This is a genomic window from Leifsonia psychrotolerans (assembly GCF_013410665.1).
Lineage (GTDB): Bacteria > Actinomycetota > Actinomycetes > Actinomycetales > Microbacteriaceae > Cryobacterium > Cryobacterium psychrotolerans_A.
On the sequence record NZ_JACCFM010000001.1, the window covers coordinates 1,741,113 to 1,764,498 of the forward strand.

General features: G+C 64.5%; 21 protein-coding genes and 1 tRNA gene. 6 read left to right on the forward strand and 16 right to left on the reverse strand.

Features of this window, described 5'->3' with window-relative positions:
* Window positions 1–177: 177 nt before the first annotated feature.
* Window positions 178–882: a nucleoside triphosphate pyrophosphohydrolase gene (locus tag HNR05_RS08140; protein ID WP_425485102.1), complete on the reverse strand. Its 705-nt coding sequence runs from the start codon at window positions 880–882 to the stop codon at window positions 178–180.
* Window positions 883–1,119: 237 nt separating this feature from the next.
* On the opposite strand from HNR05_RS08140, the gene HNR05_RS08145 reads away from it, so the two are divergent.
* Entirely contained in the window at window positions 1,120–2,325 is a 1,206-nt protein-coding gene (locus tag HNR05_RS08145; RefSeq protein ID WP_179578550.1) for a Na+/H+ antiporter NhaA, read from the forward strand.
* A gap of 97 nt (window positions 2,326–2,422) precedes the next feature.
* Here HNR05_RS08145 and HNR05_RS08150 read toward each other — a convergent pair whose 3' ends face one another.
* From HNR05_RS08150 to HNR05_RS08170, 5 genes are all read right to left on the reverse strand, one after another.
* The gene (locus tag HNR05_RS08150; RefSeq protein ID WP_179578551.1) at window positions 2,423–3,550 is read right to left on the reverse strand and encodes a DUF1648 domain-containing protein; all 1,128 of its coding nucleotides are present in this window, start codon (window positions 3,548–3,550) and stop codon (window positions 2,423–2,425) included.
* 7 nt (window positions 3,551–3,557) lie between these two features.
* Entirely contained in the window at window positions 3,558–4,019 is a 462-nt protein-coding gene (locus tag HNR05_RS08155; RefSeq protein WP_179578552.1) for a GntR family transcriptional regulator, read from the reverse strand.
* Between the two features lie 145 nt (window positions 4,020–4,164).
* Complete coding sequence (gene mfd, locus HNR05_RS08160; RefSeq protein WP_179578553.1) at window positions 4,165–7,812, reverse strand: transcription-repair coupling factor; 3,648 nt, start codon at window positions 7,810–7,812, stop codon at window positions 4,165–4,167.
* Between the two features lie 75 nt (window positions 7,813–7,887).
* Window positions 7,888–8,469 carry an aminoacyl-tRNA hydrolase gene (gene pth, locus HNR05_RS08165; RefSeq protein WP_179580709.1) on the reverse strand — a complete coding sequence of 194 codons (582 nt, stop codon included), beginning with the start codon at window positions 8,467–8,469 and terminating at the stop codon, window positions 7,888–7,890.
* Window positions 8,470–8,507: 38 nt separating this feature from the next.
* Window positions 8,508–9,080, reverse strand: coding sequence for a 50S ribosomal protein L25/general stress protein Ctc (locus HNR05_RS08170; protein ID WP_179578554.1), 573 nt, complete (start codon window positions 9,078–9,080; stop codon window positions 8,508–8,510).
* 308 nt (window positions 9,081–9,388) lie between these two features.
* On the opposite strand from HNR05_RS08170, the gene HNR05_RS08175 reads away from it, so the two are divergent.
* Window positions 9,389–10,105 (forward strand): FadR/GntR family transcriptional regulator, encoded by a 717-nt coding sequence (locus HNR05_RS08175; protein WP_179578555.1) that lies wholly within the window; start codon window positions 9,389–9,391, stop codon window positions 10,103–10,105.
* Window positions 10,106–10,246: 141 nt separating this feature from the next.
* Entirely contained in the window at window positions 10,247–11,155 is a 909-nt protein-coding gene (locus tag HNR05_RS08180; protein WP_179578556.1) for a PDDEXK family nuclease, read from the forward strand.
* A 113-nt stretch (window positions 11,156–11,268) separates the two neighbouring features.
* Here HNR05_RS08180 and HNR05_RS08185 read toward each other — a convergent pair whose 3' ends face one another.
* From HNR05_RS08185 to HNR05_RS08200, 4 genes are all read right to left on the reverse strand, one after another.
* Window positions 11,269–12,309 (reverse strand): L-idonate 5-dehydrogenase, encoded by a 1,041-nt coding sequence (locus HNR05_RS08185; protein WP_179578557.1) that lies wholly within the window; start codon window positions 12,307–12,309, stop codon window positions 11,269–11,271.
* 42 nt (window positions 12,310–12,351) lie between these two features.
* A complete protein-coding gene (locus tag HNR05_RS08190) occupies window positions 12,352–13,125 on the reverse strand; it encodes an SDR family oxidoreductase (protein ID WP_179578558.1) in 774 nt (257 codons plus the stop codon).
* A 130-nt stretch (window positions 13,126–13,255) separates the two neighbouring features.
* Window positions 13,256–14,656 (reverse strand): GntP family permease, encoded by a 1,401-nt coding sequence (locus HNR05_RS08195; protein WP_179578559.1) that lies wholly within the window; start codon window positions 14,654–14,656, stop codon window positions 13,256–13,258.
* Window positions 14,656–15,168, reverse strand: coding sequence for a gluconokinase (locus tag HNR05_RS08200; protein WP_218868845.1), 513 nt, complete (start codon window positions 15,166–15,168; stop codon window positions 14,656–14,658). Before HNR05_RS08200 ends, HNR05_RS08195 begins: the two co-directional genes overlap by 1 nt.
* Window positions 15,169–15,396: 228 nt before the next feature.
* Here HNR05_RS08200 and gnd point away from each other — a divergent pair, with 228 nt between their 5' ends.
* The gene (gnd, locus tag HNR05_RS08205) at window positions 15,397–16,854 is read left to right on the forward strand and encodes an NADP-dependent phosphogluconate dehydrogenase (protein ID WP_179578560.1); all 1,458 of its coding nucleotides are present in this window, start codon (window positions 15,397–15,399) and stop codon (window positions 16,852–16,854) included.
* A gap of 103 nt (window positions 16,855–16,957) precedes the next feature.
* Entirely contained in the window at window positions 16,958–17,323 is a 366-nt protein-coding gene (locus tag HNR05_RS08210; protein WP_179578561.1) for a hypothetical protein, read from the forward strand.
* A gap of 130 nt (window positions 17,324–17,453) precedes the next feature.
* On the opposite strand, the gene HNR05_RS08215 is transcribed toward HNR05_RS08210, so the two are convergent.
* The 3 genes from HNR05_RS08215 to HNR05_RS08225 form a co-directional block, all read right to left on the reverse strand.
* A complete protein-coding gene (locus HNR05_RS08215; RefSeq protein ID WP_179578562.1) occupies window positions 17,454–18,431 on the reverse strand; it encodes a ribose-phosphate diphosphokinase in 978 nt (325 codons plus the stop codon).
* Window positions 18,431–19,855: a bifunctional UDP-N-acetylglucosamine diphosphorylase/glucosamine-1-phosphate N-acetyltransferase GlmU gene (gene glmU / locus HNR05_RS08220; protein WP_179578563.1), complete on the reverse strand. Its 1,425-nt coding sequence runs from the start codon at window positions 19,853–19,855 to the stop codon at window positions 18,431–18,433. The genes HNR05_RS08215 and glmU overlap by 1 nt, the downstream gene beginning before the upstream one ends.
* Window positions 19,856–19,887: 32 nt before the next feature.
* Window positions 19,888–19,959, reverse strand: a tRNA-Gln gene (locus tag HNR05_RS08225).
* Between the two features lie 94 nt (window positions 19,960–20,053).
* Between HNR05_RS08225 and HNR05_RS08230 the strand changes: the two genes are divergently transcribed.
* Window positions 20,054–20,545 carry a MarR family winged helix-turn-helix transcriptional regulator gene (locus HNR05_RS08230; RefSeq protein WP_179578564.1) on the forward strand — a complete coding sequence of 164 codons (492 nt, stop codon included), beginning with the start codon at window positions 20,054–20,056 and terminating at the stop codon, window positions 20,543–20,545.
* A 99-nt stretch (window positions 20,546–20,644) separates the two neighbouring features.
* On the opposite strand, the gene HNR05_RS08235 is transcribed toward HNR05_RS08230, so the two are convergent.
* The 3 genes from HNR05_RS08235 to HNR05_RS08245 all read right to left on the reverse strand — a co-directional run bounded on the left by HNR05_RS08235 (window position 20,645) and on the right by HNR05_RS08245 (window position 23,354).
* A complete protein-coding gene (locus tag HNR05_RS08235; protein WP_179578565.1) occupies window positions 20,645–21,304 on the reverse strand; it encodes an ABC transporter permease subunit in 660 nt (219 codons plus the stop codon).
* A 2-nt stretch (window positions 21,305–21,306) separates the two neighbouring features.
* Window positions 21,307–22,347, reverse strand: coding sequence for a methionine ABC transporter ATP-binding protein (locus HNR05_RS08240; protein WP_179578566.1), 1,041 nt, complete (start codon window positions 22,345–22,347; stop codon window positions 21,307–21,309).
* 110 nt (window positions 22,348–22,457) lie between these two features.
* The gene (locus HNR05_RS08245; protein WP_179578567.1) at window positions 22,458–23,354 is read right to left on the reverse strand and encodes a MetQ/NlpA family ABC transporter substrate-binding protein; all 897 of its coding nucleotides are present in this window, start codon (window positions 23,352–23,354) and stop codon (window positions 22,458–22,460) included.
* Between the last annotated feature and the right edge of the window lie 32 nt (window positions 23,355–23,386).

The following is a 23,386-nucleotide window of genomic DNA, read 5'->3' on the forward strand; positions in this document are numbered from 1 at the left end:
GTGCCAGAGAAACTCGACCGCAACTGATTAGCTCGGCGACTTCACGTGCCGATTATGCCGGGAACTCGGTCGACGGCCACCAGCAAACACCTCACGCGCAAGTGAGGTTGCTGCCCCCTGCTCCTGTCTCGAGACGCGGCCGACTCCGTCGGCTGCTGCTCGGCCAACGGGAGGGAACTAGTCGTCGCTGGGGAAGGCGATTACTCCCGCATCAAACGGGTCGGTCCCGACTTCGGCGCCGACTTGGCCCCCTCCCGCCGACTGCGCTTCTGTCGCCCGAATCTCGGCCTGCAGGTCGCGCAGGGCACTGCGCAGAGCCCGCTCCGAGTCAAATCCCTGGGCCTTCGCCGCGGCGACGATCGCGAGCAGCAGCGGGCCGAGTTCATCCTCGCTGCCGAGCACCATCGAGGGTGCGGCATCCGCGTCGAGCAAGCCCACCTTGTGCGCACGCCCCAGCACCTTGTCGGCCAGCGCCAGCGCCGGCATCCCCTGCGGAATACCGTCGAGCACGCTCGTGCGGTGCGGCTTCTCCTCGGCCTTGAAATCGTCCCAGGCTGCGACCACGTCGTCGGCGGTTTCGAGGGTGACGTCGCCGAACACGTGTGGATGCCGGCCCACCATCTTCGCGGTCATCGCAGCCGCGACATCCTGAATATCGAAGTCCTCGCCCCGAGTGTGCGCGGCAATATCGGCGTGGAAGAGCACCTGATAGAGCACGTCTCCGAGCTCTTCGAGCATCTCGTCACGATTGCCGGACTCGATCGCATCGATCAGTTCGTGGCTCTCTTCGATCAGGTACTTCACGAGTGACTCGTGAGTCTGATCGGCGTCCCACGGGCAGCCCCCGGGCGCGCGCAGCTTCGCAACGGTCTCGACCAGAATGTCGAGCGCGCGGGGAGTCGACGGCTCGGCTGATGAGTCGCCTGAGGAGTCGGCCGATCGGTCAGCGAAATCGCCGGTGGGAGCAGCAGAGAAAAGGGGTTGTGACACGAAGGCCTCCTGGGATTGCATTCCATCGTAGGCCGATTCGATAAACTCGACTCTGGTGAGCCGGGAAGTCTGGTCGGCGGGCAGTGAATCTGCTCTCGAATTTCGACGTACCCTATCGGCAGGATGCCCATGACTTTTATTCGATCCGAACGCTACGCGGCAGGAATTCTGCTTGCGGCAGCTGCCCTCGGCCTCCTCCTAGCCAATACCTCGGTCGGAGCGGGGCTCCTCGCGGCCGGCAATGCCCATCTCTCCCTCGGAATCCCCGGCCTCGATCTCTCGGCCCGGCACTGGATCAGCGACGGCCTGCTCGCCGTGTTCTTCTTTCTGGTCGCAGTCGAGCTCAAGCGTGAACTCGTCATCGGCGATCTGAACAGCGTCGGCAAGGCAGCTCTACCCGCTTTCGCCGCTCTCGGCGGTGTGCTTATTCCCGCCGGCATCTACCTTCTGATGACCGCCGGCAGCGGCCTGGAAAACGGATGGCCCGTGCCGACGGCCACCGACATCGCTTTCGCCCTCGGGGTGCTCGCGGTCTTCGGACGTGGCATCCCCACCCGGGTCCGCGTGTTCCTCCTCGCCCTCGCCGTGCTCGATGACCTCGTGGCCATCTTGATCATCGCGTTCTTCTTCACTCAAGACCCGCAGTTGCAGTTCATCGGCTTTGCTGCGATTACCGCGACCGCCTTTGGCCTCGTCAGCCGCCTGCTGAAGCCGCGCTCACCCTGGGTGCTCTCGCGTCGACCGGCCTGGCCGATCGTGCTCGTGCTCGTCGCGCTCGGCGTGCTCACCTGGTACTTCACGTTCCTCTCGGGCGTGCACGCCACGATCGCCGGGGTCGTGCTCGGCCTCGTGATGGCCCGGGTACCGGCCGGCCGCGCCCACCATGTGCTCGAACCGTACTCGAATGGCATCGTGCTGCCGCTGTTCGCGTTCTCGGCCGCCCTGGTCGTGATTCCGCAGGTCTCAATCGGCGAGCTGAGCCCGGCCTTCTGGGGCATCCTGGTCGCCCTACCTGTCGGCAAGCTGCTCGGCATCACGTTGGCCGGCTGGCTCGGCAGCCGGATTGCGGTACGACGCGACAAACCGGCACTGAAACTGCCTGACATCATCATGGTTGCGTGCCTGGGCGGAATCGGCTTCACCGTGTCGTTGCTGATGAGCGAGCTGGCCTTCGCCACCGACCACGAGGTCGTCGACGAGGGAACGTTGGCGGTGCTGCTCGGCTCGGGCGTCTCGATCGTCGTCGCCGCAATCGTCGTGACGATGCGCGGTCGGAGCTATCGCCGCATCGCCGCACTCAATCACCCCGAGCGGATCCCTGCGCCCAAGAAGTGAGCCGCGTTGAGAGGCCGGAGGGGTCGTCGTCGGAGCACGACGACCCGAAAGGTCGCCATCGATAGCCTGGACGACACGTCGCCGCAGCCAAACCGTTCTAACCGAGGCGAACGCCACCAGGGCCGAACATGAGGACGCCCACGACGATCAGCACCGGTATGGCGAGAATCGCGATCCCCGCCGGGTGCCCCAGGTTGACCGTCCACCCCACGCCGAAACGCTTGGGCACCCAGAGCGCCGGGTCGTCGCGGTTCAGATAGAACGCTCCGGCCTTCCAGTAGCGATCGTCGTCGGGGCTGTCGGCCCGCGTCGGAGTGCCCGACTGCGGCACCATGCCCGCGGCCGTCACCGAGACCTGCAGCACGACGCGGCGCTGACGCACGACGAACACGCCGATCAGCGCAAAAATCAGCACCGGCGTCAGGATCGAAATAGCCACGGCCCAGCCCGTCGCCTCGGGAGCAAGCCAGCCGTGCAGGCTGATCGCACTAAGAATCAGGGCGAGCACGAAGGCGATCTGTCCGATCATCGACTGCATCAGCTGCTGAATGGATGTCTGCTGCTCGACGGTGTAATCGGCGACTCTGCGCATCGGAATACGGCTCGTGAGCCGGGCGAAAAGATAGAGAAAGCTGAGCATTCCGATGCCGATGAGCAGCGTGCCGAAGACGGACCACACCGACTTGGTCGCGAATCCGTCTGCGACGCCCGCCGAGTTCCAATGAATCGGAAGGGGGCTGGGCAATGCGTCGTACCTCCCCACTCCCACGGCCGCCACGGCAGCCAGGATGACCACGCCGGCGATGTACCAGCCGATCGGCGTCGATACTCGCTGCGCCGCACCCGTGGCCGTGAGTGTTGAGCTCAGCCGCACCGGAACATCCTGGTACCAGTTGTGGTCCCGCTTGGCTCGCTGGATGCGTGCGCGGCACAGCCAATAGGCGCCGAAGGACAGCAGCAGAAAAACGAACAGTGGCACGATGACGGCAGCGACCGGCGCCGTCGAGACCAGAAGAAGCGTCAGAATGACCGCTGTGACGAACGAGCCGAGCACGCCCGCGCGGTAGCGGCGCACCGAGGCCGTCACGACGGTCTCACCGACACGCTCCTGCGGGATGCTCACTCCGAGCGGCAGCGTCTGCCGAGTGATCGACGGCATCAGCAGCAGGAGGAGCGCCACACAAGCCAGGGTGACGAGGGGAAATGCGATAACGAACCAAGTCATGACGGGTCTAGGACTTTCCGGTAGTGGTGGATGCTGCACTGCTGGCCGCTTCGGCTGCGGATGCCGCGGCACGGCGTTCGGCGAATGAGCCGAGTTGACTCTCAACCCGGCCGAGAATCTCGGCGTCGCCGACTCCCTGCGCGACGGCTTCGGCCAGCAGCGTGGCGAGTCGATCGGCCCACTCGCCGACGAATGCCGGGTCGGCGCCCGGGTCGGCACCCGGGTCGGCCGGTCCACGTGCGATGACGGAACCCGACTTGTGGTTCGTGCGAATGAAGCCCTCCCGACGCAGGGCATCATAGGCCTTCGTCACGGTCTGCACGTTGATGCCGAAACCGAGCGCCACCTGGCGTACCGAGGCGAGCTGCTCCCCCGGCACGAGTTCGCCGGCGGCGATCGCATCAACCGTGCTGTCGCGGATCTGCTGATACAGAGGAACCGCGGAGAGCGGATCGATCTCAATCTGCATACTTCCTCACAATCTGTGATGCCTGTACCACTTTAGACAACACAGATTGGTGGAGTCAAGAGAGGACGAACCGTCCAGAGGTGGGGTCACCCGATTTCGAGGCTGCCCTCGCAGAGCTCACTCCGCCCCTCAACCAACGAAATGATTACGGCGTGACGGCCTCCGCCTTCGCGGGCGGGAAGATTGCCGTCAGCAGCGTCTCGCTCCACTCGATCAGTGCCGCATCGGCGAGCGGCTCACCGTTCACCCGCGGCATCGGCACAGTGAATGAACCGTTCTGAGTGAAGTAGCGCGAACCGGGGTACATGCGCTGCAGGCGCACCTGCAACGAATCGGGCAAATCGGCCGGGGCCACTCGCAGATTTGAGCCCATCGCCACCACCTCGCTGAGGCCGGCCTGCTGGGCCCGCCTGCGCAACGTCGACACCGCGATCAGGTTGAGCACCGGCTGCGGCGGCTCGCCATAGCGGTCGGTGAGCTCCTCGAGCACCAGGCCGATCTGGTCATCCTTGGATGCGATCGAGCTGGCGCTGGAGAGCTTCTGGTAAGCCTCAAGCCGCAACCGCTCGCTGTCGACATAGTCCTCGGGGATGTGCGCATCCACGGGAAGTTCCAGCCGCAGCTCGGTCTGCCCTTCGGCGACATCCCCGCGGAACGTCGACACCGCCTCACCGATCATGCGCAGGTAGAGGTCGAAACCGACCCCGGCGATGTGCCCGGCCTGCTCGCCACCCAGTAGATTGCCGGCCCCACGAATTTCGAGGTCCTTCAGCGCCACCTGCATACCGCTGCCGAGCTCGTTGTTGGCGGCGATCGTCGCCAACCTGTCGTGCGCCGTCTCGGAGAGCGGCTTGTTCTCGTCGTAGAGGAAGTAGGCGTAAGCCCGCTCGCGTCCACGGCCGACCCGGCCGCGCAACTGGTGCAGCTGGCTCAGCCCATACTTGTCGGCCCGGTCGATGATGATGGTGTTCGCATTGGCAATGTCGAGGCCGGTCTCGATGATGGTGGTCGAGACGAGCACGTCGAACTTGCGTTCCCAGAAGTCGACGACCACCTGTTCGAGCTGCGCCTCGGGTAGCTGACCGTGCGCGACGGCGATACGGGCTTCCGGCACGAGTTCGGCCAATTGCGCAGCCACCCGGTTGATGCTCGACACGCGGTTGTGCACGAAGAAGATCTGCCCCTCGCGCAGCAGTTCGCGGCGAATGGCCGCGGCGACCTGCCGTTCGGAGTAGGGCCCCACGAAGGTGAGAATCGGATGCCGGTCCTCGGGTGGCGTCGCCAATGTCGACATTTCACGGATGCCGGTGACTGCCATCTCGAGCGTGCGCGGGATTGGCGTCGCACTCATCGCGAGAATGTCGACGTTGGTCTTCAGCTTCTTCAACTGATCTTTGTGCTCGACACCAAACCGCTGCTCCTCATCGATGATGACGAGCCCCAGGTCTTTGAAAATGATCGAATCGGACAGCAGGCGGTGAGTGCCGATGACGACGTCGACCGTGCCATCCAGCATCCCCGCGATCGTCTCCCTCGTCTCCTTCTCGGTTTGGAAGCGCGACAATGCCCGCAGGTGAATCGGGAATCCGGCGAAGCGTTCCTGAAACGTCTCCATGTGCTGACGCACGAGCAGTGTCGTCGGCACCAACATGGCGACCTGCTTTCCATCCTGCACCGCCTTGAACGCGGCGCGCACGGCCACCTCTGTCTTCCCAAAACCCACGTCGCCCGAGAGCAGACGATCCATCGGGATGGGTCGTTCCATGTCGGCTTTGACCTCGTCGATCGTGGTCAGCTGATCGGGCGTCTCGGCGAACGGGAACGCCTCCTCCAGCTCGCGCTGCCAGGGGGTGTCGGGTCCGAAAGCATGGCCCTTGCTCGCCATTCGCGCCGAGTAGAGCTTGACAAGTTCGACCGCGATGTCGCGCACGGCCTTGCGCGCCTTGGTCTTCGCGGCCGACCAGTCACTGCCGCCCATCTTGCTGAGTGCGGGTGCCTCGCCGCCGACGTAGCGGCTGACCAGGTCGAGCTGGTCGGTGGGCACGAACAATTTGTCACCCGGCTGGCCACGCTTCGACGGCGCGTATTCGAGCACGAGGTATTCACGTTTGGTCTTGACCGGATTGCGCCCTCCGCTGGACACCTCGCGCTGGGTCAGCTCGATGAACCGGCCGATGCCATGGGTCTGGTGCACGACATGGTCGCCGGCCTTCAGCTGCAGTGGGTCGACGACATTTTTGCGCCGACTGGCCAGCTTCTTCACCTGGCGGGCGTCGTAGCCGACCGTGCGGCCATAGAACTCCGACTCGCTGACCAGAGTGAGCTTGGTCTCGGGAATCTCGAACCCGTGGTCGATGGATGCCTTGAGTAGATAGGCGATGCCGGGCTCCGGCTCGGCGGGAAACTCGTCGACGATACGCGCCGGGAGTTCGCTCTCAGCCAGCACGTCGGCCGCACGCTCCACGAGACCGGCGCCCTGGGCGACGATGCCGACCGTCCAGCCGTCCTTCAGCCGAGTGGACAGGTGGCCGACGGCCCCCTCGACGCTGCCCTGAAAGCTGGGCACGGCATCCGCGTCGATGCGGATGGTGAGAAGGTCGTCCATCTCGCGGTGCTCGGGGAGCACCTCAGCGTCGGTCGGCGCCGCCTGAAACGAGCTCAGCGTCCACCAGGCATGCTGGGAGGCCGGCGCTCCGGGGGCCGTGAATTTCACCGAGTCGCGCAGTCGGCCGAGGGTGAGGAAGTCGCCCGATTCAAGGTCGATCGGCGCTTCGGCACCGGCCGTTGCCGCATTCCAGGCGGCGGAGAGGAACTCGCGATTGGTCTCGGCCAAGCTGATCGCACGCGACGCGACGCGCTCCGGGGAGAGTACTGCGACGGCCGCGCCGGCCGGCAGATAGTGCGTCATGGGCACCAGCCGGTCGACGAGTGCAGGCGCCAGGCTCTCCATCCCGTCCACTGGAATACCCTCGGCGATCTTGGCGAGCATGCCGGCCAGGCTCGGAAACTCGTGCTGCATCTCTTTCGCACGCTGGCGCACGGCCGGGCTGAGCAGCAGTTCGCGGCTTGGCGGCAGGCTGACGGATGCGATGGGCTCAGCCAACGAACGCTGGTCGGCCACCGAAAAGGCACGGATCTGCTCGACCTCATCACCGAAGAACTCGACGCGGTACGGGTGCGGTGCCACCGGCGGGAAGACATCGAGGATGCCGCCGCGCACCGCGAACTCTCCGCGCCGGGTGACCATGTCGACCCGGGAGTAGGCCACGTCGACGAGCTGTGCACTGATCATGGCCAGGTCGTGCCCGCGCGCGCCGGCGACGAGTGCGATCGGAACGTAGTCGGTGAGGTTGTCGGCGACAGGCTGCAGCGCGGCGCGTACCGAGGCGACAACGATGAGCGGGCCGCGCTCGTCTGCGGGGGTCTCGTCCCACTCGCGCATGCGTCGCAGTGCGTGTAGGCGCTTGCCGACGATCTCGGCACCGGGGCTGAGCCGTTCGTGCGGCAAGGTTTCCCAGGCCGGGAAGTCGATGATCTCGGCGGCTGGCCGGCCGGGTGCGTCGGTGAAGCAGCAGAGGTTCTCGCGCAGCGACTCCGATTCACGGCCCGTCGCGGTGATCACCAACAGCGCCTCGGCTCGCCCCTGCTCCCGACGGCGGTCGAGGAGCGCGGCGAGCAGCGGCGCACGCAACCCGTCGGTGAGAGAGAAGTCGGCGTCTCGCGCGGCGAAGCCGAGGGCCTTTTCGAACGTGGAGGCGCCAGAAAGCGCGCGGATGAGGCCCTGGAGAATCACCGGTCAAGTCTAATCCAGCGAAGCGACATCGCTCAGCGCCCCTGCGCTGTCGCCGGGCCCCGGAGGTCTGGACTGTTACGGGCTGTGCACCTTTTGCTGCGCGGCAACGAGTCCGTCGGTGGCAACCAGCTCGACGGCATCCGCTGCATCAGAAAGCAGGGACGGCAGCACAGAGCGTTCGGTCGAGGTGAAGTCGCGCAACACGAAATCTGCGGCATCCTGCCGACCGGGCGGACGCCCGACGCCGACGCGCAGACGAATGAAATCGCCAGTGCCGGTGGATGCGATGATGTCGCGCAGACCGTTGTGCCCGCCGTGACCTCCGCCCATTTTGAGCTTGAGTGTGTCGAAGGGGATGTCGAGTTCGTCGTGAATGACGATCATCTGACTCGGCGGGATCGAATAGAAACGCAGCAGTGCGGAGACTGGCTTGCCCGACACGTTCATGAACGAGTTCGGCTTGGCCAGCACGAGCTTGGGTCCACCGGGCGCGGTGCGTCCCTCCGCCACGTGCGCGTTGGCTTTGTGGCTCTTGAAATTCGCCTGCATCCGAAGAGCAAGCTCGGCCAGAACCATCTGACCGACATTGTGTCGATGACCGGCGTAGCCGGGCCCGGGGTTACCGAGCCCGACTACAAGCCAGAGATTCGTGTCCAGGGGATTCCTCCGCGTAGAACGAAACCAGTTGAAAATGACTACTCGGCAGCCGGAGCTTCGTCTTCAGCCTCGCCACGCGGCGCGTAAACGTTGACCATGAGCAGGTCGGACGAGTCGGCCAGCACGGCACCGGCGGGCAGCGTGACATCCTTGGCGTGAACCTGAGCACCGTCGTCAAGGCCCGACACATCGATGACGACGTTCTCGGGAATGTGCGTTGCCTCGACGAGCAGACGCAGAGTCTTGGTCTCAACGTCGACGTTGTTGCCCGGGAAAACATCACCCGTGAGGTGAACCGGAACTTCAACCTCAACCTTTTCGCCCTTGCGGATGACGATGAGGTCGATGTGCTCGATGATCTGGCGCACGGGGTCCTTCTGCACGTCCTTGACCAGGCCGAGGTGCGTGGTGCCGTCGAGGTCGATCTCGAGAACCTGGTTCGCCTTACGCAGCAGCAGGGTCATCGCGTGTGCCGGAAGTGCAACGTGAACCGGGTCGGTGCCGTGGCCGTAGATCACGGCGGGGATCTTGCCCAGAACGCGCAGCTTGCGGGCAGCGCCCTTGCCGAACTTCTCGCGCAGCTCTGCGGAAACCTTATTGTCGTTAGCCATGATGAATCTCCTTGCGGGGCTCTTCAGCCCAGATAGTTCCGCGACAATTCGCGGGTGATTACTGGTTCAACTCGAACGCATGTCAGCGTGAGGAAAAGCCGAAGGGCCTTTTCGCCGCGTCGATAACGGATGTCAATCCCTGCGAGATACTGCAGGGCCGGCATCCCTCGCCGAAGTTCAGAGTCAACTTTACACGATCAGGCTGCGTGCGCCTGACTGCGGCCCGGAATCGCGCCGCTCGCCGCGTGGGGACTCGCTCCGGGCCGCGGGTGAGCAGGCGGCCCCGGCGACCCGCTAAATTAGCAGTCATGCCGTCAAGCCTGCACTCCCGAGTCATCGATGACGTCGGTCTCGCCGTCATCGACGGCCGAACTCCGGCTGGCACGGTGCTGCACTCCGATGACCTGGCCCGCAGTCAGGGCGTCAGCCGCTCGGTCGTGCGCGAGGTTGTGCGCGTGCTCGCCGCGATGGGCTTGGTTGAATCGGTCAAGCGCATCGGAATTCGAGTGCTCCCCGCCGCGCGGTGGAATGTGTACGACCCCACCGTGATCCGCTGGCGCCTGTCCGGGGCCGGCAAGGGCGCGCAGCTGAGATCGCTGAGCGAATTGCGCTCGTCGGTGGAACCCATGGCGGCCGAGCTCGCCGCACAGCACTGTCCAGCCGCCGCCTCCGCCGAACTCATGGCTGTCGCCGCTCAGATGCGCACGGCCGGTCGCGCCGGTGACCTGGCCCACTTTCTCGAACTCGACATCCTCTTTCATCGTCTCGTACTGCACGGCTCCGGTAACGAGATGTTTGCGCGCCTCGACGAGCCGATCGCCGCAGTGTTGTCGGGTCGCACCGAACTCGGACTCATGCCCACAAACCCGCATGAAACCGCACTGCAATGGCACGTCGATGTGGCGGATGCGATTCAGGGCGGGCATCCGGCGAAGGCGCGTGCCGCGATGGAATTGATCATGCGCCGCACGATATCCGAGGTCGAGCCGAGTTGGGCAGACACACCGCGCCCGTATTCGGCGTAGCCCGCGCCCACTCTGTCCGAGTTGCGGACATTCGACGTCATGTGGGCCTCTTGAGTACTGAAAGTCCGCAACTCACTCGCGCGCATCGTCCGCTGTGGAGAATTCTGACCTCGTGACGGCGGATGCGAGATCCTCGTCCTCATGGCAACGCGCGTTCCACTCCCCGAAGGGCTCGACACCGGTGCATTTCGGGTATCGGACGCGATAGCACTCGGTGTCGGCCGTTCGCGCCTCGACAACCGTGATCTCTCGGCGCCGTTCTGGGGCATCCGTTCCGCAGCACCGTCGACCGACACGCTGCTCTCGCTCTGTGCCGCCCTGTCGCAACGGATGCCAGGGCCCGCGTTCTTCAGTCATCTCACCGCCGCTCAGTTGCTCCAGATCCCCCTCCCCGCCCACCTCGAGCGCGCGTTCCCGATCCATGTCGGAATCGCACCGCCGAAGCGCGCCATGGATGCGAAGAACGTCGTCGGGCATCGCCTCAGCCTGCAACCGGGCGATCTCGTCACCTGGAACGGAATGCGGCTCACGAGCCCCAGTCGCACCTGGCTCGACCTAGCCACAGTGTTGACACCGCCCGATCTGGTGGCAGCGGGCGATTTTCTGGTACGACGCAGGCACGGCGTCGTCAGCGTTGCCGACCTGCAGGATGCCGCGGCTCGCTTCGGCGGACGGCGAGGCCGCACGACGTTCCGCGCTGCGTTGCCGCTCCTCCGTGACGGTGCGGAGTCGCGGCGCGAATCGCTGCTTCGGGTCATCATCGTGCAGGCCGGCCTTCCAGAGCCCCTGTGCAACCTGAATGTCTATGCACCAGATGGCAGATTCATCGCCCGGCCAGACCTGCTTTACCCGAGGTACAAGGTCATTGTTGAGTATCACGGCGATCAGCACCGCACCGACCTACGCCAATGGCGGCGAGACATCCAGCGGAACGGCGACCTTGAGGATCACGGCTGGAAGATCGTCCAGTTCACGATGGCCGATCTCGACACTCCCGCGGCGCTGATCGCCCGGATCAGAACTCGCCTGCGCGCCAGCGGCTGGAGGTGATGAGCCCCTGAGTTGCGGGCTTTCGCGCCAATTTTTGAAGAATAGAGCCCACATGTCCGCAACTCAGCGCGCAGGCAGCGCAGGCCGGCGCAGGCAGCGCAGGCTGGCGCAGGCTAGAAACGCAGCAGCACCTTGCCCGAGCGCGACGAGTCTCGGGCGACCTCGAACGCTTCGAGAGCGTCCTCTGCCGCAAACTCGTGAGTGACAACACTGTCGATCACGAGCGAGCCATCGGAAAGCGCCGCAATGACCTCGTCGATCTCGTCATTGAACCGAAATGAGCCGACCAGTTCCAACTCCCGGGTGATCGCCAACGAAATCAGCGCGGGCTGCTCGCCGGAGGGCAACAGGCCGACCATCACCACTCGCCCGCCCCGGGTTGCTCCGCGCATGGCCGAGGCGAGGCCGCGGTGGCTTCCCGACGATTCGAAGACGACGTCAGCGGCGACCTGGGCAATGGCGTCGGCATCCGTGGCCATCAGGGATGCCGTGGCACCGACTGCCATAGCGGTCGCCAGCGGCAGATCATGCATGTCGGTGACGATGACCTCGGCCGCGCCGGCCCGCGTGGCGACCGCAACGATCAGCGAACCGATCGGTCCGGCACCAATCACGAGAACACGCTTACCCACGAGATCGCCCGCGCGCGACACCGCATGCCAGGCGACGCTCGCGGGCTCGACGAGCGCGGCGGCTCGCAGCGTGAGACCGGCCGGCAGCTCGCGCAACATGTGGCAGGGCAGAGCCACGAATCTCGCGAACGCGCCATCGGTATGCGGGAAGCGTGCGGCGCTCCCGAGATAGGTGCAACCCGGCGACAGATTCGGGCGGTCAAGCGGGAAGGGCGCGCCGTCCCCGACGCCGGGGGTGGCCGGATGCACCGCGACCCGAGTGCCCACGGCGAAGCCGGATCCGTCGAAAGCAGCCTGCACGACGGTACCGACGACCTCATGGCCGAGTATCAGGGGTGCTTTCAGGATCGACTCCCCCGCGGCGCCATGCTGCCAGTAATGCAGGTCAGAACCGCAAATGCCGCCGTAGGCGATCTCGATGATCGCTTCTGAGTCTGCCGGGTTCTTCACCGGCACGGTTTCGATGCGGAGATCTCCGGCGGCATGAGCGACAACGGCGAGGGTTTCGGTGGGGATGGTCATGGCTACTCCGGGTTCGATCGGTACTGCGGGGAAGACAACAAGTTAGACGACCACGGTCATCCCGCCGTCGATGAAGATGACCTGTCCGTTGACGAACTTCGAACCGTCGCCAGCGAGCCAGAGGGCCGGACCGACGAGGTCGTCGATGGTGCCCCAACGATGTGCGGGTGTGCGACCCAGAATCCAGGCGTTGAAGGTCTCGTCATCAACGAGGTTTTGCGTCATTTCGGTGTGGATGTAGCCGGGGGCGATCGCGTTGATCTGAAGCCCGTGTGCAGCCCACTCGGCGGTCATCGCCCGGGTCAGGTTGCGAATGCCGCCCTTGGACACCGTGTACGGCGCAATGGTGGGCCGGGCCAGATCGGTTTGCACCGACGCGATATTGATGATCGTGCCCTCACCGCGCGGGATCATCTGACGGGCCGCCTCACGGCCGACCAGGAAGGCGCTGGTGAGGTTGGTCTTCATGACCCGCTCCCAATCGGCGACGTCCAGATCGAGCATCGGCACGCGGTGCTGCACTCCGGCGTTGTTCACAAGGATGCGCAGTGGGCCGATCTCGTCTTCAATGGATTGAATCGCGGATGCAACGGCGTCGGCATCCGTCACATCGAAGGCGAGCGCGTGGATGCGTTCGGCCCCGTGGCGGCGTGCAAAGTCGGCCTGAGTGGCGGCGAGGCGCGCCGGGTCCAGGCCGTTGAGTACGACGATGGCGCCCGCGTCGGCCAGCCCGTCGGCGATGGCGCGGCCGATGCCGCGACTGGATCCGGTGACGAGAGCGATGCGCCCCGTGATATCAAACAGAGTGGATGCCATGGGGCACCGCCTTTCAGTGGCTGAATCCGGTCGAGCGGCTGCAACGAGTCCGAATCGACGGAACGAGTCAAGCGGATGGAACTGGGGATGAACCTCGAAAGGGGAAGGCCGAAGCCTTCCCCCTTCGGGACTACACCCCGCTGGCGATCAGGAAGATCGCCAGGGCGATGACGAAGCCGATGACACCAACGAGCGCCTGCCCGACTGTCCAGGTCTTCAGAGTGGTCTTCGTGTCCATCTCGAAGAAGCGACTGACCAGCCAGAAGCCGGAGTCGTTCACGTGACCCGCAAAGACGGAGCCGGCGGCGAGGGCCAGCACGATTGCAGCGAGCTGCACCGGGTTGTACGCCGGGTTGTCGAGCACGACCGGCTGAATGAGAGCGGCCGCCGTGATGAGGGCGACGGTGGCCGAACCCTGTGCGATACGCACGACGGCGGCGATCACAAAGCCGGCGATGATGACCGGCAGGCCGATGGAATCGAGCGAGTCGGCGACGGCGTTGCCGATGCCACTAGCGCGCAACACTCCACCGAACATTCCACCGGCACCGGTGATCAGGATGACTGAACAGACCGGGCCGAGCGCACTGTCGACAACGGTCTCGATCAGGCTGGAGGACTTCCGCTTGCGCCAGCCGAGCAGGATCATGGCGAGGATCACGGTAATCAGCAGCGCGACGGGGGTCTCACCGAACACGCGCAGAATCTGCACCCAGGTGTCGTCGAGCGAGACGATTCCGGCCGTGGCGAGCATGTTCAAGCCGGTGTTGAGGAAGATCAGCACGAGCGGCAGCAACAGCAGGGTGAGGATGGTGCCGAGCTTGGGTGCCGAGGCGAACTCGGCCATTTCGCCGGTGCTGCCGCGCAGAATGGAGGGCACGGGCAGGTTGTATTTCTTGCCGACGTAGCGGCCGAACAGGTGTCCGACGAAGTACCACGTGGGCAGGGCGACGATGAGACCGAAGATCAGAACGAGTCCGACATCCGCTCCGAGCAGACCCGTTGCCGCAACCGGTCCGGGGTGCGGCGGCACGAAGATGTGCATGACCGAGAACGCGACCGCCGAGGGGAATGCGTAGAGCAGGAACGACCCACCGAGACGACGAGCCACGGCGAAGATGATCGGCAGCATCACGACAAGCCCGGCATCGAAGAAGATCGGGAACCCGAACATCAGCGAGGCTACGGCGAGCGCGAGCGGGGCACGTTTCTCACCGAACTTGCTGATCAGCCAGTCGGTGAGCACCTGCGCTCCACCGCTCGTTTCGAGCATCCGGCCGAGCATCGCGCCGAGGCCCACGAGGAGTGCGACGCTACCCAGCGTTCCGCTGAATCCCACGAGCAGGGTGGGCACGAGTTGGGCGGTCGGGACACCGGTCGCCACCGCGGTCAGAATGCTGACGATGATCAGGGAGAGGAAGGCATGAATCTTGAACTTCATGATCAGCACAAGAAGCAGCGCGATTGCGGCGGCCGCAATTCCCAGGAGTGCGGGTGTCGAGAGCACCCAGTTCAGTTGTAGATCGGTCATCAGCGTCCAATTTCTTTTGTCAAGCGCCCGACGATCTCGTCGGGAGTCAGGGTGAGCGACACGCGGGTTCCCGCTTCGTCGGCAGCCAATGGCTCCAACGTGGCGAACTGCGAGTCGAGAAGTGTCGAGGGCATGTACTCGTGGTTGCGGTGCGTCAGACGCTCGGCAATCAGTTCCTGGCTGCCCTCGAGCTGCGCAAAGCGCAGGGTCGGCACGGTCTCGCGCATGAGGTCGCGGTAGCTGCGCTTGAGAGCTGAGCAGGCGATCACGATGGGCTCGCCGTGCGCGAGTGCGTCGGCCACGACCGCGGCGACCCGGACGAGCCAGGGCAAGCGGTCGTCGTCGGTGAGCGGCAGCCCCGAGGCCATTTTCGCTTTGGCCTCGACGCTGTGCAGGTCGTCGCCATCGAAGAAGCGCAGACCGAGGGACTGCGCGAGGGCGCGGCCAATCGTCGACTTTCCGCTCCCTTGCACCCCCATCACGCAGATGGGGTACTGAACTTCATCAGACATTGACGCTCCGCAACTCGAACCAGACACTTCTTCGGATCAGATCAATTCGCGGCAATCCACGTAATAAATCAGATTTCAATGAGAAACGCTAACATTCAGATCTGCTCTAACAAAATCACCGTCACTCCCTCGTTTGCTAGCGTGGAGTTCGGTGACAGTTTTTCGTGCCCCCACTCGATCGGGCACACTTCCTCATTCATCGTCAGATCACACAACAGGAGCCATTTCATGGGCGCAGAGCAGCTCGCAACAGCAAACATTGGCGTAGTCGGACTGGCGGTGATGGGCTCAAACCTCGCCCGCAACCTCGCCAGCCGCGACGGAAATACCGTGGCGGTGTTCAACCGCTCCCCCGAACGCACCCGACTGCTCACGACCGAGCACCCCGAGTCCGGCTTCGTCGCATCCGAGACCATCGAAGAATTCGTCTCGTCGCTCGCCCGTCCCCGTACCGCGATCATCATGGTGCAGGCTGGCGCCGGCACGGATGCCGTGATCAACCAGCTCAGCGCACTCTTCGAGCCCGGCGACATCATCGTGGACGGCGGCAACGCCGACTTCCACGACACCATCCGTCGCGAGGCCGCCGTGCGCGCCACCGGCGTCAACTTTGTCGGCGCCGGCATCTCCGGCGGCGAAGAGGGCGCGCTCAAGGGCCCGTCGATCATGCCTGGCGGATCGGTCGAGGCGTACACGACCCTCGGGCCGATCCTCGAATCAATCGCAGCTGTCGTCGATGGCGTGCCCTGTGTCACGCACGTGGGCACGGATGGCGCCGGCCACTTCGTCAAGATGATCCACAACGGCATCGAATATGCCGACATGCAGCTCATCGCCGAGGCGTACGACCTGCTGCGCCAGGTTGGCGGCCACTCCCCCGCCGCCATCGCCGATATCTTCGCCGAGTGGAATGAGGGCGAGCTCGAGAGCTACCTGATCGAGATCACCGCTGAGGTATTGCGCCAGGTCGACGCCAAGACCGGCAAGCCGTTCGTCGACATCGTCCTCGACGAGGCAGGCTCGAAGGGCACCGGCGTGTGGACCGTGCAGAACGCCCTCGACCTGGGAGTGCCCGTCGGCGGCATCGCCGAGGCTGTCTTCGCCCGCGCTGTTTCCAGCCACCCCGAACAGCGCGGTCCGGTTCGCGCCGGCATCACGGCCCGCCCCGAGATCGCCGTCGTCGGCCACACCTTCCATGACGACGTGCGCGCCGCCCTCTACGCCTCCAAGGTCGTCGCCTACGCTCAGGGCTTCGACGCCATCATCGCCGGTGCCGAAAAATACAACTGGAACATCGACAAGGGCGCCATCGCCACGATCTGGCGCGGTGGCTGCATCATCCGTGCCCAGTTCTTGAACCGCATCAAGGATGCCTACGCCAACGACTCAACGATCACAAGCCTGCTCGTCGACCCGTACTTCGCACAAGCCATCACCGACGGCGAGTCGGCCTGGCGCCGCATCGTCTCGACGGCTGCGCTGTCGGGCATCCCGGTTCCCGGCTTTTCGTCGGCTCTCAGCTACTACGACTCACTCGCCAGTGAGCGTCTGCCTGCCGCGCTCGTGCAGGGTCAGCGTGACTTCTTTGGCGCGCACACCTACAAGCGCGTTGACATGCCGGGCACCTTCCACACCCTGTGGTCGGGCGACCGCAGTGAGATCGAAACGGTGGGCTCTTCCCACTAATCTCTGCTCATCCCCGTGAGGGGCGGAAATGGCTCGTCTGCGCCCCGCGCGACGAGCCTTTTTTGTCCGCCGAAGCGCCGAGTGAGGGATACTGGAAACGACCATGAGCGACTTTCATCCCGAACTCTCCGGCTACGAGCCGATCGACAACCGACGACCGCTGCGCAGCAAACGCTTCATGGCGACGGTGCGGATCGCTGTCGTGCTCGGCATCATCGGCCTGATCGTTCCGGGCATTCTGACCACGGTGCAGGTTGCCCAGACCACGGCTTCCCGCTCGTGCGCCGTCGCCGTCGCGCGTTACTACCCGTTCTCGAGCGACTTCGATGCCCGGTTCGAACTCAGTGGAGCGGGAGGATTCGGCTGGCAGTGCTACGCCGTCGACCGCAACGAGCGCGAGACGTTCGTCGTACCGCTCGGAATCATTCCGTCCGCACCGAAGGCAACCCAGCCCGGCGTCAACGCCTGATCGTCGACCAGCCTCCCTGTTCCACACACAGCGAAGGGTCAAAAAAACTGAGGGGACGCAGATCGACCCCCCGACACCTTGGGAAGGTCGACCTGCAACCCCTCAGCTTGCGCGAGTGGGCGTAACGAGTTTAGGCGGCGCCGTCGAACATCGACGTGACCGAGCCGTCCTCGAAGACCTCGTGGATGGCGCGAGCCAGCAGCGGAGCAATCGGAAGAACCGTCAAGGTCGGGAAGCGCTTGTCGTCGGGAACCGGAAGCGTGTCGGTGACCACGACGGACGAGATCGCCTCGCACTGCAGCAACTCGATCGCCGGGTCGCTGAACACGGCGTGGGTCGCCGCGACGACGACGCCGATGGCTCCGGCTGCTTTGAGTGCCTCGGCGGCCTTGACGATCGTGCGGCCGGTGTCGATGAGGTCGTCAACCAGCAGGCAGACGCGGCCTTCCACCTGGCCGACAATCTCGTGAACCGAGACCTGGTTCGGCACGAGCGGATCACGACGTTTGTGGATGATGGCCAGGGGCACGCCGAGCTTGTCGCTCCAGATGTCGGCGACGCGCACGCGGCCCATGTCGGGTGAGACGACGGTCAGCGTCGACGGGTCGAGCTGCTCACGCATGTGCTTGAGCAAGACGGGCATGGCGAAAAGGTGATCGACGGGGCCGTCGAAGAAGCCCTGAATCTGGGCAGCGTGCAGGTCGACCGACATGATGCGGTCGGCGCCGGCGACCTTGAACAGGTCGGCAACCAAACGAGCCGAGATCGGCTCGCGACCGCGGCCCTTCTTGTCTTGACGCGCGTACGGGTAAAACGGGGCGACGACGGTGATCCGCTTGGCGGAGGCGCGCTTGAGGGCGTCGACCATGATCAACTGTTCCATCAGCCACTCGTTGATGGGCGCCGTGTGCGACTGAATCACGAACGCGTCGCTGCCGCGCACGCTCTCGTCGAAGCGCGCGTAGATTTCGCCATTTGCGAAGGTGCGTGCATCGGTGGGAACTAGGTCACAACCAAGTTCTTCCGCGATTTCGATCGCCAGCTGCGGGTGCGCTCGCCCCGAAACTACTACGAGTCGTTTTTCGCCTTTGGCCTTGATTTCAGACACTAGTCTCCGCTTTCTGATGCGGCCTTCGCCGCGTCGGTTCCCGGGCGGTTGGCCTGAACCCAGCCGTCCATATTGCGTTGCGGAGCCACGTTAATGGCCAGCGAACCGGCTGGCACGTCCTTGCGGACCACGGTTCCGGCGCCCGTGTAGGCTCCGTCAGCAATTCTAACCGGAGCCACAAACACGTTGTGCGACCCGGTTCGCACATGCGAACCAACCACGGTCTTGTGTTTGTTGACGCCGTCATAGTTGGCCGTAATCGTGCCGGCTCCCACATTGGAGCCGACACCGACCACGGTGTCACCGATATAACTCAGGTGCGGCACTTTGCTTTCAGCGCCAATTGTTGCGTTCTTCGTCTCGACGAAGGTGCCAATTTTTCCGTCTGTGCCCAGCACGGTGCCGGGGCGCAAATAGGCGAAGGGACCGACGGATGCCCCGGCCCCGACGACCGCGAGGGTCGCGTCGGTGCGCTTCACGACAGCGTTCTCACCGATCTCACAGTCCATCAGCGTGCTGTCCGGTCCCACGGTGGCTCCGGTCGCCACGGTCGTGGCGCCCTGGATCTGTGTGCCGGGCAGCAGTGTGACATCCGGCGCCAGGGTCGACTTCACGTCGATCCAGGTGGTGGCCGGGTCGACGATTGTGACGCCGGCCAGCTGCCAACTGCGCACGATCAGGGCGTTGAGTATGAGGGCTGCCTCGCTGAGCTGGGCACGGTCATTGATGCCGGCAACCAGCCACGGTTCACGGACCGGCACTGCAGCGACGTCGGATCCGGCGGCACGGAGCAGCCCGATCACGTCGGTCAGGTATTTCTCGCCCTGCGCATTGTTGGTGTCGAGGTGCGCGAGCTGGTCGCGCAGCTGCGACACGCCGAACAGGTAGACGCCCGCGTTGATCTCGTCAACGGCCTTCTCTGCATCCGTGGCATCTTTCTGCTCGACGATGCGGTCGAAGCTTCCCGACTCGGAACGAATGATTCGGCCGTAGCCGGTCGCGTCGTCGAACACGGCCGAGAGAACCGTGGCCGCAGCCTGGCTGGCACGGTGGGCTGCGATGAAGTCGGTGAGGGTTGCCGCGTCGAGAAGTGGAACGTCGCCGTTAACGACGAGCACCTCACCGTCGAAGTCGGACGGCAATGCGGCGACGGCCTGTTCGACCGCGCGGCCCGTGCCCGGAATCTCGTCTTGGTCGACGATCAGGCTCACGGGCAGCTGTTCGGCGATGACGGCGGCGAGTCGGTCGCGCTCGTAACGCACGACGCTGACGACATGTGCGGCATCCAACGTCTCAACCGTCGAGAGCACGTGGCTGACCAGGGGCAGGCCTGCAAGTGGGTGCAGAAGCTTGGGGAGTGTCGACTTCATTCGAGTGCCTTGTCCTGCGGCGAGAACAACGATCGCGAGGCGGGGATCTGGCACGGTTTGTCTCCTTGAGATCGAGGCTGTGAGTGCTCCGCCGCCAGGACTCGAACCTGGACTTAACAGCTCCAAAGGCTGTCGTGCTGCCATTACACTACGGCGGATGACGCCGATCGAGACCGGTATCGCAGTCAAGTCTGCCAGATCCGAGAGGCCTCGCGTGCCGCGAACGGTCAAAGCGACCGCAATAATGGTCAGATGCCTGCGAGTGACGAAGTCGACCGAATCGTTGACGCCTGGTGTCGCGAACGGCCCGACCTCAATTTTGCGCCGTTGCAGGTTCTTTCTCGGGTCGGCCGTCTCGCCAAGCACCTCGATCGGGCGCGCCGTACGGCGTTCTCACGCTCCGAGCTGGAATCCTGGGAATTCGATGTGCTTTCTGCGCTGCGCCGTGCTGGCACTCCCTACGAGCTCAGCCCCAAGCTGTTGCTGCAGCAAACGCTGGTCACCAGCGGCACCATGACGAACCGCATCGACCGACTCGTCGAGCGGGATCTTGTCACTCGCCGCACAGACCCCCACGACGGGCGCGGCATCCTCGTCGGCATGACGCAGGGTGGGTTGACCCGGGTGGATGCGGCAATCACGCGCCTCGTCGACGCCGAAGCCGAGCTCTTGGCAACGCTCTCCGCGTCGGAGCAAGCCCATCTGGCCGGCCTGCTGCGTAAGCTCTCGCTCGACTTCGACTGACCCGCCGGCCGAGCGTGTCGAGACCCCGCCACACCGCCGGCGGGGATCTCGACACGCTCGATCAACGCGGCACTCGACCAACGGGGCGCGCTCGACGATCTAGCGACGGAAGGCCTTGCGCGCCAGCCCGTTGCCGAGGAACTGCACGACCTGCACCAGCACAATGATGACCAGAACTGCAGCCCAGGTCGCGACCGGGTTGAACTGCCGGTAGCCATAGGTGATCGCGAAGTCGCCGAGTCCGCCTCCCCCGACCGCGCCGGCGACAGCCATCATGTCGACCAGGGCCACGAAGACGAAGGTGTAGCCGAGAATCAGCGGGCCGAGCGCTTCGGGCAACAGCACTGTCAGGATGATGCGAAGCGGGCTGGCGCCGACCGAACGGGCCGCCTCCACCACGCCGGGCGACACGGTCATCAGGTTCTGCTCGACGATGCGGGCGATGCCGAATGTCGCGGCCAACGAAATGGTGAAGATGACGGCGGGGTTACCGATGCCAGTGCCGACCACCAGTCGGGCCAACGGCTGAGCGGCGGCGATGAAGATGATGAAAGGGATCGGCCGGATGAAGTTCACCAGCACATTCAGCACCACCGAAACGGCACGGTTCTCAAGAACGTTTCCGGCCCGGGTCAGATAGAGGCCGAGCCCGACGACGAGCCCGCCGAGCCCACCGAGCAGAAGGGTGATTCCGACGATGTAGAGCGTCTCGACGGTGGCGGTACCGAACTGGGGAAGAAGGTTGATCAGGGCGTCCATGTCTATCGCGCCTCCGTCACGGTCGTCAGCACTCGAATTCGGGTGAGCGCCGTATCGATGGCCGCATCGTCAGCACTCAGCGACAACGTCAAATGCCCGAACGGGCGGCCCTGAATCTCGTTGATGCCGCCGTACACCACCTGGAAGGCCACCCCGCCCCGAGTGAGTTCGCCGAACACGGCAGCCTGGTCGACCGCGGCGTCGCGGAACGACAGCGTCACGATCCGGCCGGCGTGACGTTGTTGCAGGGTTTCGAGTTCCGCCGCCGACGGAATCCCCTTCACCACGGTCGAAACGAACCGGGCGGATGCCGCGGCTTGCGGATTCGAGAACACGTCGAAGACGTCGCCGCGCTCGATCACCCGCCCCTGGTCCATCACCGCGACCTTCGTCGCGATGGTCTGGATGACATCCATTTCGTGTGTGATCACGATGATCGTGACGCCGAATTCCTGGTTGATGCGCTTGAGAAGGGTGAGTACCTCGTGGGTGGTTTCGGGGTCGAGCGCACTCGTTGCCTCATCGGCGAGCAGAATGCTGGGCGAGGTGGCCAGCGCTCGGGCGATGCCGACACGCTGCTTCTGCCCGCCGGAGAGCTGATCGGGGTAGGCCTTGGCCTTCTCACTCAGGCCGACGAATTCGAGCAGTTCGGCGACCCGGGCTGCGCGCTCCCCCTTGGGCACCCGTGCAACCTCCAGCGGATACGCGATGTTGGCCGCGACGGTGCGCGAGTTCAGCAGGTTGAACTGCTGAAAAATCATGCCGATGCCGGCCCGGACCGGCCGAAGATCGCGCTCGGACAGTGCGGCAATGTCGGTGCCGTTGACCAACACTTCACCGCCCGAGGAACGTTCCAGCGCGTTGACCAGACGCACGAGTGTGCTTTTGCCGGCGCCCGAGTAGCCGATGATGCCGTAGACGTCGCCCGCCTCGACCGTGAGACTCACATCGTCGATGGCGACGACCGGCTGGCCGCCCTTGACGGTGGAGGGATAGACCTTGCTCACTCCTCGGAGTTCGACAACGGCGCGGGCGACTGACATGGGCTTCCTTCGTAAGTGCGTTCACGACCAAACAGTCCCGATGCCACCTTGTGGGCGTCACCGGGACTGCAGAGTCATGCTGGGTGGTGCTTCACTGCTTCGTAGCGCTACTACTTCTGCGCTGCGGTGTCCTTCTCAACCTTGGCAAGTGACGCCTCGAGGTCGGCGACGGGGGTCTTCAGCAGCACTGCGGTTCCGCCTGAAACCTTCAGCACGCCATCCTGCACGGCCTTCGAGTTCTGGTAGATCTCAACGAGCTTCTGGTAGGTCTTGTTGCCTTTGTCTTTCGCGCGGGCGGCGAAAACGTTGACGTAGGGCAGGGCGTTCGGGTCGGAGGGGTCATCCTTTGCGATGGCGTCGTCGAGGGTGAGTCCGGCCTTGGCAACGAAGTCGTTGTTGATGACGGCTGCTGCGACATCCGGCAGGGAGGTCGGGATGAGCGCTGCCTCGAGCGCCTTCACCTGAACCTTCGACTTGTCGGTGTCAATGTCGCTCAGGTCGGAGAAGATGCTTCCACCGCTCTTGAGGGTGATGAGCTTGGCTGACTGCAGAATGAGAAGCGCGCGGGCCTGGTTGCTGTTGTCGTTCGGAACGACGACGGTGTCACCCTTCGCAATCTCGGCGACATCCGTGACATTGCTCGAATACAGGCCGAGTGGGTAGATCGCGGTGGAACCGATCGGGGTCAGATCCTGCTTGGCCGCAACGTTGTAGTCGGCCAGGTAGACGATGTGCTGGAACTGGTTGAGGTCGATTTCACCCTCGGTCAGCGCCGGGTTCGGCTGCGGGTAGTCCGAGAAGCTGACGATCTTGACGGTGATGCCTTCGTCTGCCGCGGCCTTCGTGTAGTCGGCCCAGTACGCGTCGCCGGCGTTGACGACACCGATCTTCACAACCTTGTCTGCACTCGACTCCGAGCCAGCGGATGCGCCAGAGGCACCCGCGCAGCCGGCCAGCAGAGCGATAAGCGGTACGACCGCGAGTGCGGCCAGAAGCTTCTTGTTCACGATGATCAATTCCCTTTCGCTGTGTGCGCCTG

Bases quoted from the DNA above. Each gene is read 5' to 3' on its own strand.
- HNR05_RS08145 (WP_179578550.1), top strand. From the start codon at position 1,120: ATGACTTTTATTCGATCCGAACGCTACGCGGCAGGAATTCTGCTTGCG.
- HNR05_RS08150 (WP_179578551.1), bottom strand. From the start codon at position 3,550: ATGACTTGGTTCGTTATCGCATTTCCCCTCGTCACCCTGGCTTGTGTG.
- HNR05_RS08155 (WP_179578552.1), bottom strand. From the start codon at position 4,019: ATGCAGATTGAGATCGATCCGCTCTCCGCGGTTCCTCTGTATCAGCAG.
- HNR05_RS08170 (WP_179578554.1), bottom strand. From the start codon at position 9,080: ATGGCTAACGACAATAAGGTTTCCGCAGAGCTGCGCGAGAAGTTCGGC.
- HNR05_RS08175 (WP_179578555.1), top strand. From the start codon at position 9,389: ATGCCGTCAAGCCTGCACTCCCGAGTCATCGATGACGTCGGTCTCGCC.
- HNR05_RS08180 (WP_179578556.1), top strand. From the start codon at position 10,247: ATGGCAACGCGCGTTCCACTCCCCGAAGGGCTCGACACCGGTGCATTT.
- HNR05_RS08185 (WP_179578557.1), bottom strand. From the start codon at position 12,309: ATGACCATCCCCACCGAAACCCTCGCCGTTGTCGCTCATGCCGCCGGA.
- HNR05_RS08190 (WP_179578558.1), bottom strand. From the start codon at position 13,125: ATGGCATCCACTCTGTTTGATATCACGGGGCGCATCGCTCTCGTCACC.
- HNR05_RS08195 (WP_179578559.1), bottom strand. From the start codon at position 14,656: ATGACCGATCTACAACTGAACTGGGTGCTCTCGACACCCGCACTCCTG.
- HNR05_RS08200 (WP_218868845.1), bottom strand. From the start codon at position 15,168: ATGTCTGATGAAGTTCAGTACCCCATCTGCGTGATGGGGGTGCAAGGG.
- gnd (WP_179578560.1), top strand. From the start codon at position 15,397: ATGGGCGCAGAGCAGCTCGCAACAGCAAACATTGGCGTAGTCGGACTG.
- HNR05_RS08210 (WP_179578561.1), top strand. From the start codon at position 16,958: ATGAGCGACTTTCATCCCGAACTCTCCGGCTACGAGCCGATCGACAAC.
- HNR05_RS08230 (WP_179578564.1), top strand. From the start codon at position 20,054: ATGCCTGCGAGTGACGAAGTCGACCGAATCGTTGACGCCTGGTGTCGC.
- HNR05_RS08235 (WP_179578565.1), bottom strand. From the start codon at position 21,304: ATGGACGCCCTGATCAACCTTCTTCCCCAGTTCGGTACCGCCACCGTC.
- HNR05_RS08240 (WP_179578566.1), bottom strand. From the start codon at position 22,347: ATGTCAGTCGCCCGCGCCGTTGTCGAACTCCGAGGAGTGAGCAAGGTC.